Origin of the sequence: Polynucleobacter sp. 31A-FELB (genome assembly GCF_018882405.1) — a bacterium.
GTDB lineage: Bacteria > Pseudomonadota > Gammaproteobacteria > Burkholderiales > Burkholderiaceae > Polynucleobacter.
Genome location: NZ_JACVOO010000003.1, coordinates 110,987 through 123,844, shown reverse-complemented (window position 1 = coordinate 123,844; position 12,858 = coordinate 110,987). Strand labels below are relative to the sequence as shown.

Sequence of the window (12,858 nt, the reverse complement as noted above, 5' to 3'; positions counted from 1 at the left end):
TAAATGGCTAAAAAGAAATTGGCTTTACCGAACGTGGATAGGTCTTGCATTATTGTTAAATCTTCACCCATTCACGGCAAAGGGGTGTTTGCTGCAAAGCCTATTAAAAAAGGCGCGGCCATCATTGAGTACAAAGGTGAGCGTATTAGTTGGAAGTTGGCCGAGAAGCGCCACCCACACGATCCTAAAGACCCAAATCACACCTTCTACTTTTCTTTAGAAGATGGGCGCTGCATTGATGCCAAGTACGGCGGTAACGCTGCGCGCTGGATTAACCACTCCTGCAAGCCTAGTTGTGAAACCCGAGAAGATAATTTTGACGGTGAGCCACGTGTATTTATTTATGCGAAACGCGATCTCAAGTTGGGTGAAGAGCTTTTTTATGACTACTCACTTGATGTCGAAGGTCGCATTACCAAGCAAATGAAAAAAGATTACGAGTGCCGTTGCGGTGCAAAAAATTGTCGCGGCACCATGTTGTCGCTTGATGATAAGTAATTCTTAAAATGTTGTTTGTTAGCATTCAAGAGTTAGAGGCTGCCATTAATTATTGGCGCAGCCAATCCCCTGCGATTGGTGAGGAGTTGCACTTGTGTCCAGAGGCTGCGGCTCTTGCAAAACCATACGCCCTCATGATTGTTCAGGGCGCCCAAAGAGTTCCTATGGATGTTTTGGATGAGGCTGCAAGAGTGGCAATTCAAAACTTTTTCAAAAATAGCCATACAAATTAAACAACACCCACTTTGTGTGTTTAGGGTTATCGCTATATTAGTAAATGCTCTCTTAGGGTATTCTTAATTTCTTGCCTAAAAATGGGTATGGGGATTTGAGCTTGCAAGAAACAATATTAAAAACAATTGGCCTTGGAAAAACCTTTAAAGGTTTTTCTGCGGTAAGTGACGTCAATCTAGATGTTACTAGGGGCACCATTCATGCTTTGATTGGGCCTAACGGCGCGGGAAAGACCACCTGCTTTAATCTGCTCACGAAGTTCTTGGAGCCCAGTAGCGGACAGATCTTATTTAATGGTTTTGACATTACCAAAGAGAAGCCCGCTCAAATTGCACGGCGCGGCGTTGTTCGGTCGTTTCAGATCTCTGCAGTTTTTCCCCACTTAACTGTTTTAGAAAACGTTCGTGTTGCACTGCAGCGAGGATTGGGTACGGAGTTTCATTTTTGGAGGTCTGGCGACTCACTCAATGTGCTCAATGAGCGTGCTGAAGAGTTGTTGCTTGAGGTTGGTTTGGCTGATTTTGCTCATGAAGAGACCCTAAATCTAGCTTATGGCCGCAAAAGAGCCCTTGAAATCGCCACCACCATGGCCATGGAGCCTGAGTTAATGCTGCTGGATGAGCCGACACAAGGTATGGGTCACGAGGATGTGGAGCGTGTTACCGAGTTAATTGATCGGGTAGCAAAAGGGCGCACTATTTTGATGGTCGAACACAATATGAAGGTGGTTTCATCTATTGCTGACCGCATTACGGTATTACAGCGTGGCTCGGTTTTGGCTGAAGGCTCTTATCAGGAAGTTTCAAATAACCCACTGGTGGTTGAGGCTTATATGGGTAGTCACGGGGGTGACAGCATATGAGTAATATGGCTTTAGAGGTTAAAAACCTTGAATCTTGGTATGGAGAGTCCCACATCCTTCACGGCGTGAACTTTGCTGTGCGTGATGGCGAGGTGGTTACTCTTTTGGGTCGCAACGGCGCTGGTCGCAGCACCATTTTAAAAACCATTTTGGGCTTAACCAGCAAGAGAACTGGTTCAGTAGAGATTTATGGCGCTCAAACTATTGCGATGCCAACCTACAGAATTGCGCGCTTGGGGGTTGGTTTCTGCCCAGAAGAGCGCGGCATCTTTGCCAGCCTAAGCACCGAAGAGAACTTAATATTGTTGCCAGAGATTGCTCCTGGCGGCATGGGTTTGGACGAGATTTATGAAATGTTCCCCAACCTTTATGAGCGACGCAACAGTCCTGGTACAAGGTTGTCGGGCGGTGAACAACAAATGCTCGCAATGGCACGCATTCTGAGAACAGGCGCAAAACTATTGTTGTTAGATGAGATTACTGAGGGTTTGGCACCAGTGATTGTTCAAAAGCTGGGCGAGGTGGTTACTAGCTTGCGCAATAAGGGTTTCACGATTGTGTTGGTGGAGCAAAACTTCCGTTTTGCTGCACCCTTGGCCGATCGCCATTATGTTGTTGAGCACGGCAATGTAGTCGAGGTTGTTAATCAAAACGAGCTTGCTGAGAAAGCAAGCTTATTGAATGAGTATCTTGGTGTTTAGTGGTTATCTATAGGAGATAAAAATGAAGTTAAAGCAAATTACCGCGTGTCTGGTGGCGGCAACCTTTTTTGGTTCAAACCCAGCGTTTGCACAAACATCTAAAGTTAGTGGTGATGTAATTAAGATTGGTGTGTTAACTGACTTATCTTCAACCTATTCAGACTTGGCTGGTCCTGGCGCAGTGATTGCGGCAAAAATGGCGATCGCTGATTTTTCAAAAGACGGCACTGTTATTGGCAAAAAGATTGAATTGGTTAGCGCCGATCATCAAAACAAAGCAGATATTGCCGCAAACAAAGCACGTGAGTGGTACGACAAAGACGGCGTTGATGTGATTGTTGAGTTGGTGTCTACCAACGTTGCGCTCGCCGTAATGGAAGTGGCAGAACAAAAAAATAAAATCACATTAGTTTCTGGCGCAGCCTCTTTGCCAATTACCAATGAAAAATGTACCGCCAATAACGTACATTGGACTTACGATACCTATGCGCTTTCAAACGGTACAGCTAAGGCTGTTGTAAAGCAGGGCAAAAAGAACTGGTACTTCCTTACAGCTGATTACGCTTTCGGCGCTGCTTTGGAGAAAGATTCAACCAACGTTGTTAATGCAAACGGCGGCAAGGTGTTGGGTACTAGTAAGCACCCATTCCCAAATAGCGACTTCTCTTCATACCTTCTAAAGGCGCAAGCTAGTGGTGCCGATGTTGTGGCATTGGCGAACGCCGGTCAAGATACTATTAACTCGGTGAAGCAGGCTTCAGAATTTGGTATCAACAAAAAGCAAACTGTAGTTCCTTTGCTTATGTTTATCTCCGACGTTCACTCTTTGGGCTTGAATGCTGCACAAGGCATGTATTTAACCGAAGGCTTCTATTGGGATAAAGACGATAAGACACGCGCATTCTCGAAGCGTTTCATCTTGCAACACAAGCGTATGCCTACTAGTGTTCAGGCCGGCGTTTACTCATCTGTTCTTGCTTACTTAACTGCAGTACAAAAAGCTGGCACTGACGATACACAGGCGGTAATGAAGGCCCTGAAATCCACCAACATTGATGATGGATTGTTCAAAGGAAAAATCCGCGCCGATGGTAAGTTTGAGCACGACATGTATTTGCTTGAAGTGAAGAAGCCATCCGACTCTAAGAGCCCATGGGATTATTACAACGTCAAGGCAGTGATTCCTGCTGCTGAGGCAACACAACCACTTTCATTGTCACGATGCAAGTTGGTTACTAACAAGTAATTCATTTCTAGCTAAGTATGTTTGAACTTCTTGGAATTACCCCACAAGGGCTGGTTGCTCAGCTCTTGGTGGGGCTTATTAATGGCTCTTTCTATGCCATTTTGAGTTTGGGTCTGGCCATTATTTTTGGCCTACTCAACATCATCAATTTTTCGCATGGCGCCCAGTACACAATGGGTGCATTTGTTGCCTGGATTGGCCTTACTCAAGTCGGCCAATGGTTTGGCTTTCCTGAGTTCTCTATTAACTATTGGTTTGCATTAATTTTGGTGCCCTTGGTTATGGCGGGCTTTGGTTTGATTCTTGAGCGCACAATGCTCAGGCGCCTTTATCACCTTGATCACCTTTATGGCTTGTTGTTAACTTTTGGTTTGGCGCTCATTATTGAGGGCATGTTCCGTCACTGGTATGGAATCTCTGGTGAGAGCTATCCAGCTCCTGAGCTATTGCAAGGTGCAATACCTTTAGAGTCTATCGGCATTATTTTGCCCAAGTACCGTTTGTGGGTTGTTGTGGTTTCTTTGGTAGTTTGTTTCTCTACTTGGTATGTGATTGAGCGAACCAAGTTGGGCGCCTATCTTCGCGCTGGCACTGAAAATCCAAAACTTCTTCAAGCATTTGGCATCAATGTTCCACTAATGATTTCCTTGGCTTACGCCTATGGTGTGGGCCTTGCTGGCTTTGCTGGCGTTTTAGCTGCGCCAATTTTTCAAGTTAACCCATTGATGGGGTCGAATCTCATCATTGTTGTTTTCGCGGTTGTTGTGATTGGCGGCATGGGCTCCATCATGGGCTCTATATTGACCGGTCTAGCCTTAGGTTTGATCGAGGGCTTAACTAAAGTTTTTTACCCAGAAGCTTCTGGCGTGGTTATTTTTGTGATCATGGCAATCGTGTTGCTCATTCGTCCAGCTGGACTTTTCGGCCGGGAGAAATAAGTGAACTCAAATACAAAACTGCTTTATGGGATTCTGGTTTTAATTGCCCTACTGCTTCCGTTCCAAGACTTTATTTATTTAGTTTTTGCAATGAAGGTCTTGTGTTTCGCCCTCTTTGCTTGCGCATTTAATTTGTTGTTGGGTTTCACGGGACTTCTTTCTTTTGGACACGCGGCATTCTTTGGAACCTCTGCTTACATCACCGCCTATCTTTGTAAAGAAGCTGGCCTATCTCCGGAGTTTGGAATTGTGTTGGGCGTCTTGGGCTCTGGCGTCTTGGGCTTTCTGATTGGCTCTTTGGCTATTCGTCGACAAGGTATTTATTTTGCGATGGTGACGCTTGCGCTCTCCCAGATGGTCTACTTCTTAGCGGTTCAACTCCCCTTTACTGGTGGTGAGGATGGCATTCAAGGTGTGCCACGCGGAATGCTATTTGGCCTAATTGATTTAAAAGATGATGTCAGCATGTATTACTTTGTGCTCGCTGTTTTCTTGCTTGGATTTGCATTGATCGTTCGCACAGTGCATTCCCCTTTTGGCCAAGTCTTAAAAGCTATTCGTGAAAACGAACCGCGCGCAGTTTCTTTGGGTTATGACGTTGATCGTTTCAAGCTAATCTCTTTTGTGATTTCAGCGGCGCTTGCGGGCCTTGCTGGTTCTTTGAAAACCCTTGTCTTCCAGTTGGCAACATTGACCGATGTTCATTGGCACATGTCTGGCGAAGTTGTTTTAATGACATTGCTTGGTGGAATGGGCACCATCCTTGGTCCAGTAGTCGGTGCCGGCATTGTGGTTGGTTTACAAAACTATCTAGCTAACATTGGATCTTGGAGCACGATTGCAACTGGATTTATTTTCGTAATCTGTGTCTTGGCATTCCGTCGCGGGGTTGTTGGCGAAATTACTCATCTCTTTAAGAAGAAGAATTGATTTAGTTTTTTCTTGTTTGCTTTTAGTACGGCGCTTCGGCGCCGTACTCATTTAAATCCTCCCGCCATTCGTTCAATATGTGCCGCTACTTCTCGGCGGCGGCCATTGTGGGATTGTTTAGCACCAATCATTAATAGCTATTTTTACAAAAACTCAATTAAATCAATGACTTATTAAGTAGGTGCTATATTTTATTGTTATTTGAGTGAGCATTTGTTTCACGTGAAACCTACAAAATGCTATGATCATCGCCCTATCTGAGGCAAATCATGCGTTATTCAAAGAACTTCGATGTCATTGTGGTTGGTGGCGGTCATGCTGGGACTGAGGCCGCCCTTGCGGCTGCGCGCATGGGATGCGATACCCTTCTTATTACTCACAGTATTGAGAATTTAGGTGCCATGAGTTGTAATCCCTCAATTGGTGGGATTGGCAAAGGCCATCTGGTTAAAGAAATTGATGCTATGGGTGGCGCCATGGCGGCGGCCACAGATGAGGCCGGTATCCAGTTTCGGATATTGAATTCTAGTAAGGGCCCCGCTGTCCGCGCGACTCGGGCACAGGGTGACCGAGTTTTATATAAAGCAGCGATTCGCCGTCGTCTCGAAAATCAAGAAAACTTAACCTTATTCCAGGCTGCTGTAGATGATCTATTGGTTGCCGGGGACGAGGTCCGGGGCGTAGTCACGCAAATGGGGCTGAAGTTTATGGCCAAGAAAGTCGTCCTTACGGCCGGAACCTTCTTGGACGGAAAGATTCATGTCGGCTTAAATAATTACGCGGGTGGTAGAGCTGGTGATCCGGCGGCCGTTTCTTTGTCCGCCAGGCTAAAAGAGTTGAGGCTTCCCCAAGGAAGACTAAAGACGGGTACGCCGCCGAGGATCGATGGCCGCACTATTGATTTCTCGGTGATGCTGGAACAGCCTGGTGACTTAGATCCGGTGCCGGTTTTCTCTTATTTGGGTCGACCTGAGCAACACCCAAAGCAAGTTCCTTGCTGGATTTCCCATACGAATGAGCAAACACACGACATTATTCGGGGTGGTTTAGACCGCTCGCCAATGTATACGGGTGTAATTGAGGGGGTTGGTCCCCGCTATTGCCCTTCTATTGAAGACAAGATTCATCGCTTTGCCTCCAGAAATAGTCATCAGATCTTCTTGGAGCCTGAGGGCTTAACAACAAACGAGTTTTATCCCAATGGAATCTCTACTAGCCTCCCCTTTGATATTCAGTGGAGTTTGGTGCGAAGTATTCGGGGTTTAGAGTCTGCGGTGATTGTGCGTCCTGGTTATGCCATTGAGTACGATTTCTTTGATCCACGCCACTTACGCCATAGTTTGGAGACCAAGGCGATTGCCGGTCTTTACTTTGCAGGTCAGATTAATGGCACTACGGGTTATGAAGAGGCTGCAGCACAGGGCATGCTTGCTGGCATCAATGCTGGTTTAGCGGCACAGGGCAAGAAGCCTTGGTTGCCCAAGCGCAGTGAGTCTTACATTGGTGTTTTGGTGGATGACCTGATTACTTTGGGTGTTCAAGAGCCTTACCGCATGTTTACAAGTCGTGCCGAGTACCGCTTGAGCCTGCGTGAAGACAATGCGGATTTGCGTCTAACTACCATTGGCCGTGAGCTTGGTTTAGTAGATGACTATCGCTGGAATACGTTTTGCAGAAAACAGGAGGCTGTTTCACGTGAAACATCCCGCTTGCAAGATATTTGGATTGGACCAAAGCATGGCTCAGCGAAGGCAGTTTCTGAGCTTTTAGGCCAAGACTTATCCCACGAGTGTAGTTTGGCTGATCTTTTGCGGCGCCCCGGCATCACTTATGAGGCGATAACCAGCTTGGCTGATGGCCTTTGGTCGCCGGGAACGCTGGATGATGACTTGGGTTTAGCGCAGCAAATTAGCGATCAGGTTGAAATTTCTATTAAATATCAAGGCTATATAGATAGGCAGGCGGTTGAGATTGCTCGGCAAGAGCATAACGAGAGCTTTCCTTTGCCCGAGTCTTTGGACTACACCCAGGTTCTTGGTTTGTCTAAAGAGGTGCAGCAAAAACTGAATCTGCATAAGCCTGGCACCTTGGGTCAGGCCGGCAGAATTTCTGGTGTGACGCCGGCGGCTCTCTCGCTACTACTGGTCCACCTTAAAAAGGGTCTAGGCCGCACCCAAGAAGAAACCCATGAGTAATGATTTGGTTTCTTTGGGAATTGAAGGGTTAGGCCTCAATCTCAGTTCCGCGAATATTGCAGATTTAGAGCTCTTTTTGCAGGAAATGGGTCGCTGGAACCAGGTGCATAACTTGACTGCAATTGAGGGTGAAAAGAACTCAGTACGATTGCATCTCATTGATTCCATTACGGTTTTACCCGTGATGCGTCAATTTTTGGATTTAAAAAACCCCAAAATTGCAGACCTTGGCTCGGGTGGTGGTTTACCAGCAATCCCTATTGCCATCTTGCAGCCCGAGTGGCATGTGACCCTGATTGAGGCTATCCGCAAAAAAACAGCGTTCTTGCAACACGTACGTGGCAAGTTGGGCCTAAAGAATATTCAGGTTCTGAGTGAACGTGTCGAGGCGGTGGCTAAATCACAGCCTGGACAGTTTGATGCAGTGATTTCTAGAGCATTTACTAATCTTGCCCATTTTCTAGAGCTTTCCCTTCCCCTTCTGAAGTCTGATGGCCTAGTGTTCGCGATGAAAGCTAGGCGGGCAGATGAAGAGCTGCAAGATGTTTGCATGGATGACTGGCGCTTGGTTGCCGATGAGCCCTTACAGATCCCAAATTTGGCGGTGGAGCGCAGACTTTTAGTCTTATCCCCCGTGAGAAAATTACCCCTCTAAAGTACGACATTTTTAAGAAAAACTATGGCCAAAATATTTTGTATTGCAAATCAAAAAGGCGGGGTTGGTAAAACCACCACTGCTGTGAATTTGGCCGCCGGTTTAGCCGGACATCAGCAACGTGTTTTGTTAGTAGACTTAGATCCACAAGGTAATGCCACGATGGGATCTGGAATTGAAAAAGCGGATCTCAATAACACCGTGTATCAAGTCTTAATTGGCTTGTCATCAGTGAAAGAGTCCGCGGTGCGTTGCGAAAGTTCTGGCTACGATGTGCTTCCAGCAAATCGTGATTTAGCTGGCGCAGAAATTGAGTTGGTGGATTTGGATTCTCGCGAACAACGATTGAAAGATGCGCTTGCACTCGTAGCAAATGACTACGATTTTATTTTGATTGATTGTCCCCCTGCACTATCTTTGTTAACTCTCAATGGATTGTGTGCAGCGAACGGCGTGATCGTACCAATGCAGTGTGAATATTTTGCGTTAGAGGGATTATCAGATTTAGTTAACACCATCAAACAGGTACATGCAAACTTAAATCCTGACTTGGTGATTATCGGTTTGTTACGCGTGATGTTTGACGCGCGCATGACATTGCAACAACAGGTTTCCGATCAATTGCTTGAGCACTTTGGCGACAAAGTATTCAAGAGCATTATTCCCCGCAACGTCCGCCTGGCCGAAGCCCCGTCTTATGGGCTTCCTGGGGTGGCGTTTGATAAGTCATCGCGTGGCGCTAAAGCTTACTTAGAGTTTGGTGCTGAGATGATTGAGCGCATTAAGCAAATGTAAAACCTAGGAACAAGAAAAATATTATGGTTGCTATTAAGAAAAAAGGTTTGGGTCGTGGCTTAGAGGCGCTGCTCGGTGATAAGGCGCAGAAAGAAACTACTGCTGAAATTAATCGTTTGCCATTAACCGCATTGCAGGCTGGTAAATATCAGCCGCGTCAAAAAATGGAAGCAGTCGCATTACAAGAGTTGGCTGAGAGTATTCGCGAACAAGGTGTGATGCAACCATTGTTAGTGCGTTTGGTCGCTCCTGGTAAATATGAAATTATTGCGGGTGAACGTCGCTTCCGTGCGGCAACATTGGCAGGCTTAAAAGAGGTGCCTGTTTTAGTTTCTGGCGCAAATGATCAAGCTGCCGCCGCAATGGCTTTGGTTGAGAATATGCAGCGCGAAGATTTGAATCCGCTGGAAGAATCTCAGGGTCTCGCAAGGTTAATTGAGGAGTTTGGTTTCACGCATGAACAAGCAGCAAAAGCGGTAGGCAAATCACGCAGTGCTGTAAGCAATTTATTGCGCTTAAATCAACTGGCAAAACCAGTGCAAGCTATGCTTTTGGCGGGTGATATTGATATGGGCCACGCACGCGCTTTATTGCCTTTGCCTGGAGCAAGTCAAGTCGCCTTGGCGCAAAGAATTGCAGCCCAAGGTCTTTCTGTTCGGGAGGCTGAAAAAATGTCTACCGCCCTAGCCCTCGCCGGTGGACAGATTGGCGATAAAAAAGTCAAAACTCAGGCGGAGGGCGGCGCACCAAGTCGAGATCCAGATATGCGCCGTTTAACCCAAGAAATCGCTGATTTGATAGGTTTAAATGCAGAATTTAAGTTCAAAGGCAAGGGCGGCGAACTCAGAATTCGCTTCAGCCAATTTGACGAGTTGGATTCTTTGCTAAAAAAGCTGGGCGTCGAGGCTTAAAAGTCATTAAAAATGACCCTAAAACATTTGACCTATTGCAGTGCACACATTAAACTCACGGGGCTAAATTGATTCCTCAAAAAAATCGATTTTCCGAGGCAAATGACTGGGATGAGCCCGAAGAAGAGGTCTATCGGGTTTTAAGTAAAGAGGAAATGACTGCGTTGCAAGCCAGCAATGCCGTTAAACACCCCCTGCTGTCGCCCTGGAGGATTTTGGCTGCGCAAGTAGCCGTTACCGTGCTCAGCATGGTGATTTGGTCAATTTTTGGGGAGCCGGTAGGGGTAAGCCTTTATACTCAGTCGGCCTTTTTAGGTGGTTTAATTAGCGTCTTGCCGTCAGCCTTGTTTTTGATCAGGCTGGAGTTGGCAAAAAATACGCAGATATTGAATCCAGGTAATTATTTGGCAGCATTGGTTTCGGGCGAATTTATCAAAATCGTCGTTACTTTGATGCTGTTTTTAGGGGTTGCATATTTGATCCCGGGTGTGCTTTGGGTCCCATTGTTGGTGACTTATGTGCTTGCCCTTAAGTGTGTGTGGCTGGCGTGGTTGTGGCGCTAAGAGTAATAAATGAGATTGAACCAAAGGACTAGTTAAGAGATGTCTAGCGAAGCAAACCAAGCCCACGCGGCAGCCGAGCAAATGACGCCAACAGCGTACATTTCAGAGCACTTACAAAACCTCAACAATTCAGGTGGACCACAGACGTCCATTATTGATTTCAGCATTATCAATTTAGACACCATTTTTTGGGCATCCCTCATGGGCTTGCTCACGGTATTTATTTTGTTGATTGCAGCGCGTCGCGCAACTCCAGGTGTGCCAGGTCGTTTCCAGTGCTTTGTTGAAATGATTGTGGAGATGGCTGAAACACAATCGAAGAGCATTGTTCATGGCGACCGCTCTTTCATTGCCCCGCTTGCTCTGTTTGTATTCTTTTGGATCATCCTTTTAAATACTCTCGACTTGATTCCAGTGGATTGGGTTTTAGGCGTCAATCACTTCATCGAAAGTTTTGGCGTTCATGTTCCGCACCATAAGGTTGTTCCTACAACCGATCTGAATGCGACCATGGGTATGTCCATGTCTGTTTTGCTTTTGGTTTTCTTTTACAGCTTCAAAGTAAAAGGTTTTGGCGGCTTCTTGCATGAGCTCGTTTCTGCCCCGTTTGGCGCGAAGTGGTACTTGGCCCCATTCAATCTCGCTTTGAACATCATCGAATATCTTGCTAAAGGTGTTTCATTGGGAATGCGACTATTCGGCAACATGTATGCCGGCGAGTTGGTTTTCTTGTTGATCGCATTGCTAGGTAGCGTGTGGACGTTTAATTTTGATTTATCCCTGTTCGGATTGGTGGGCCATGTTATTGCTGGATCAGCTTGGGCCATCTTCCACATTTTGGTTATTTTGTTGCAAGCCTTTATTTTCATGATGTTGACCTTGGTCTACATCGGGCAAGCGCATAGCCATCACTAAGATTTTTTATTTTTAACTTATCTCTTTAACTTCAGGAGTCAGCAACATGCAACAATTTCTCGCAAACATTCAAGGTTTCACAGCAATCGCTATCGGCATCATCATCGGCCTCGGCGCGATCGGTGCTTGTTTAGGTATTGCATTGATGGGTGGTAAGTACATCGAAGCTTGTGCACGTCAACCAGAATTGATGGAGCCACTCCAAACTAAGATGTTCCTTTTGGCTGGTTTGATCGACGCTGCGTTCTTGATCGGCGTTGGTGTTGCAATGTTGTTTGCTTTCGCAAACCCACTGCTCGCAGTTATTAAGTAATTGTTTTGGCGTGGATGACCACCGGGTCATCCAACCGTTCTCAACAATACTGAAAGGAATATCGTGAATCTGAACGCGACCCTATTCGCGCAAATGATCGTTTTCTTCGTCTTATGGTGGGTTGTTGCACGCTTTGTGTGGCCACCGCTAGTTAAGGCGTTAGATGAGCGTTCAAGCAAAATTGCCGACGGCCTAGCTGCTGCCGAGCGTGGTAAAGAAGCACTCGCATTAGCAAGCAATGAAGCAGAGCAAGAATTAAATAAAGCACGCCAAGAAGGTGTGCAGCGTGTTGCAGAAGCAGAAAAACGTGCGCAAATGTCCGCTGAAGAAATTCGCGTAAATGCACAAGCTGAAGCAGCCCGCATCATTTCTCAAGCTAAGCAAGATGCAGATCAACAAGTAACTCGTGCTCGCGAAGTGTTACGTGCTGAAGTTGCCGTGTTGGCTGTTAAAGGTGCAGAGCAAATTTTGCGTCGTGAAGTTGATGCAAAAGCCCATGGCACATTGCTTGATCAACTAAAGGCAGAACTTTGATATGGCTGAATTAGCCACTATTGCACGCCCTTACGCTGAGGCGCTTTTCCAAAGCGCTAAGCCTGCTGAGCTTGCTACTTGTTTAGAGCAGTTAAATGAATTGGCGCAGCTAGCTGCATTGCCAGAAGTTGCTGCTTTATCAAACAATCCAAAAGTATCTGCAGATGATTTAAGCAAATTGCTTTCCGGCATGGTGAAGACAAAGCTGGACGGCAAAATCGCAAGCTTTTTAAGTCTTGTAAATCAAAACCATCGCTTATCTGCCATTCCTGAAATTGCACGTCAATTTGAGGCAATGAAGAATCAGAGCGAAGGTGCAGCAGAAGTAATGATTACTAGCGCATTCCCATTAGAGGGTTCTGCGTTAAACGATTTGTTGTCAAGTTTGAAGAAGCGCTTTGGGGGTAAAGAATTGCGCCCAACTATTCAAGTAGATCCTGCGTTGATTGGCGGAGTTCGCATTCAAGTTGGAGATGAAGTGTTGGATAGTTCAGTTAAGGCACAGTTAGCTCAAATGCAAGCAAGTCTTGGCGCATAAGTTATCCCTATTAAGAACATACGAAATAAG

General features: G+C 46.1%; 16 protein-coding genes. All 16 read left to right on the top strand.

Annotated features, from left to right (window positions below; genetic code table 11):
• Window positions 1–3: 3 nt before the first annotated feature.
• The 16 genes from ICN30_RS03430 (at window position 4) to ICN30_RS03355 (ending at window position 12,828) form a co-directional block, all read left to right on the top strand.
• Window positions 4–498 (top strand): SET domain-containing protein, encoded by a 495-nt coding sequence (locus ICN30_RS03430; RefSeq protein ID WP_216273200.1) that lies wholly within the window; start codon window positions 4–6, stop codon window positions 496–498.
• Between the two features lie 8 nt (window positions 499–506).
• Window positions 507–731 (top strand): DUF3717 domain-containing protein, encoded by a 225-nt coding sequence (locus tag ICN30_RS03425; protein ID WP_216273198.1) that lies wholly within the window; start codon window positions 507–509, stop codon window positions 729–731.
• A gap of 95 nt (window positions 732–826) precedes the next feature.
• Complete coding sequence (locus ICN30_RS03420; protein WP_216229605.1) at window positions 827–1,594, top strand: ABC transporter ATP-binding protein; 768 nt, start codon at window positions 827–829, stop codon at window positions 1,592–1,594.
• Entirely contained in the window at window positions 1,591–2,295 is a 705-nt protein-coding gene (locus tag ICN30_RS03415) for an ABC transporter ATP-binding protein (RefSeq protein ID WP_216229604.1), read from the top strand. Before ICN30_RS03420 ends, ICN30_RS03415 begins: the two co-directional genes overlap by 4 nt.
• Before the next feature lie 22 nt (window positions 2,296–2,317).
• Window positions 2,318–3,541, top strand: coding sequence for an ABC transporter substrate-binding protein (locus tag ICN30_RS03410; protein ID WP_216229603.1), 1,224 nt, complete (start codon window positions 2,318–2,320; stop codon window positions 3,539–3,541).
• A 17-nt stretch (window positions 3,542–3,558) separates the two neighbouring features.
• Window positions 3,559–4,479, top strand: a complete 921-nt coding sequence (locus ICN30_RS03405; protein WP_216229602.1) for a branched-chain amino acid ABC transporter permease — start codon at window positions 3,559–3,561, stop codon at window positions 4,477–4,479.
• Window positions 4,480–5,409: a branched-chain amino acid ABC transporter permease gene (locus ICN30_RS03400; protein ID WP_216229601.1), complete on the top strand. Its 930-nt coding sequence runs from the start codon at window positions 4,480–4,482 to the stop codon at window positions 5,407–5,409.
• A 269-nt stretch (window positions 5,410–5,678) separates the two neighbouring features.
• Window positions 5,679–7,604 (top strand): tRNA uridine-5-carboxymethylaminomethyl(34) synthesis enzyme MnmG, encoded by a 1,926-nt coding sequence (mnmG, locus tag ICN30_RS03395; protein ID WP_216273196.1) that lies wholly within the window; start codon window positions 5,679–5,681, stop codon window positions 7,602–7,604.
• Window positions 7,597–8,259 (top strand): 16S rRNA (guanine(527)-N(7))-methyltransferase RsmG, encoded by a 663-nt coding sequence (rsmG, locus tag ICN30_RS03390; RefSeq protein WP_216229599.1) that lies wholly within the window; start codon window positions 7,597–7,599, stop codon window positions 8,257–8,259. The genes mnmG and rsmG overlap by 8 nt, the downstream gene beginning before the upstream one ends.
• A 24-nt stretch (window positions 8,260–8,283) precedes the next feature.
• Complete coding sequence (locus ICN30_RS03385; RefSeq protein WP_216178742.1) at window positions 8,284–9,054, top strand: ParA family protein; 771 nt, start codon at window positions 8,284–8,286, stop codon at window positions 9,052–9,054.
• A 23-nt stretch (window positions 9,055–9,077) separates the two neighbouring features.
• Window positions 9,078–9,965 carry a ParB/RepB/Spo0J family partition protein gene (locus tag ICN30_RS03380; protein ID WP_216229598.1) on the top strand — a complete coding sequence of 296 codons (888 nt, stop codon included), beginning with the start codon at window positions 9,078–9,080 and terminating at the stop codon, window positions 9,963–9,965.
• A 68-nt stretch (window positions 9,966–10,033) separates the two neighbouring features.
• The gene (locus tag ICN30_RS03375; protein WP_216273193.1) at window positions 10,034–10,528 is read left to right on the top strand and encodes an ATP synthase subunit I; all 495 of its coding nucleotides are present in this window, start codon (window positions 10,034–10,036) and stop codon (window positions 10,526–10,528) included.
• Between the two features lie 39 nt (window positions 10,529–10,567).
• Complete coding sequence (gene atpB / locus ICN30_RS03370) at window positions 10,568–11,443, top strand: F0F1 ATP synthase subunit A (RefSeq protein WP_216229596.1); 876 nt, start codon at window positions 10,568–10,570, stop codon at window positions 11,441–11,443.
• A gap of 46 nt (window positions 11,444–11,489) precedes the next feature.
• Window positions 11,490–11,756 (top strand): F0F1 ATP synthase subunit C, encoded by a 267-nt coding sequence (gene atpE, locus ICN30_RS03365; RefSeq protein ID WP_012357116.1) that lies wholly within the window; start codon window positions 11,490–11,492, stop codon window positions 11,754–11,756.
• A gap of 63 nt (window positions 11,757–11,819) precedes the next feature.
• Window positions 11,820–12,290 carry a F0F1 ATP synthase subunit B gene (locus ICN30_RS03360; RefSeq protein ID WP_215334139.1) on the top strand — a complete coding sequence of 157 codons (471 nt, stop codon included), beginning with the start codon at window positions 11,820–11,822 and terminating at the stop codon, window positions 12,288–12,290.
• A 1-nt stretch (window position 12,291) separates the two neighbouring features.
• A complete protein-coding gene (locus ICN30_RS03355) occupies window positions 12,292–12,828 on the top strand; it encodes a F0F1 ATP synthase subunit delta (RefSeq protein ID WP_015420204.1) in 537 nt (178 codons plus the stop codon).
• The last annotated feature ends 30 nt before the right edge of the window (window positions 12,829–12,858 follow it).

What these genes read in the sequence shown, in the direction of transcription:
- ICN30_RS03430 (WP_216273200.1), top strand. Translation starts at nt 4, where the DNA reads ATGGCTAAAAAGAAATTGGCTTTACCGAACGTGGATAGGTCTTGCATT.
- ICN30_RS03405 (WP_216229602.1), top strand. Translation starts at nt 3,559, where the DNA reads ATGTTTGAACTTCTTGGAATTACCCCACAAGGGCTGGTTGCTCAGCTC.
- atpB (WP_216229596.1), top strand. Translation starts at nt 10,568, where the DNA reads ATGTCTAGCGAAGCAAACCAAGCCCACGCGGCAGCCGAGCAAATGACG.
- atpE (WP_012357116.1), top strand. Translation starts at nt 11,490, where the DNA reads ATGCAACAATTTCTCGCAAACATTCAAGGTTTCACAGCAATCGCTATC.
- rsmG (WP_216229599.1), top strand. Translation starts at nt 7,597, where the DNA reads ATGAGTAATGATTTGGTTTCTTTGGGAATTGAAGGGTTAGGCCTCAAT.
- ICN30_RS03380 (WP_216229598.1), top strand. Translation starts at nt 9,078, where the DNA reads ATGGTTGCTATTAAGAAAAAAGGTTTGGGTCGTGGCTTAGAGGCGCTG.
- ICN30_RS03385 (WP_216178742.1), top strand. Translation starts at nt 8,284, where the DNA reads ATGGCCAAAATATTTTGTATTGCAAATCAAAAAGGCGGGGTTGGTAAA.
- ICN30_RS03415 (WP_216229604.1), top strand. Translation starts at nt 1,591, where the DNA reads ATGAGTAATATGGCTTTAGAGGTTAAAAACCTTGAATCTTGGTATGGA.
- ICN30_RS03425 (WP_216273198.1), top strand. Translation starts at nt 507, where the DNA reads ATGTTGTTTGTTAGCATTCAAGAGTTAGAGGCTGCCATTAATTATTGG.
- ICN30_RS03410 (WP_216229603.1), top strand. Translation starts at nt 2,318, where the DNA reads ATGAAGTTAAAGCAAATTACCGCGTGTCTGGTGGCGGCAACCTTTTTT.
- mnmG (WP_216273196.1), top strand. Translation starts at nt 5,679, where the DNA reads ATGCGTTATTCAAAGAACTTCGATGTCATTGTGGTTGGTGGCGGTCAT.
- ICN30_RS03355 (WP_015420204.1), top strand. Translation starts at nt 12,292, where the DNA reads ATGGCTGAATTAGCCACTATTGCACGCCCTTACGCTGAGGCGCTTTTC.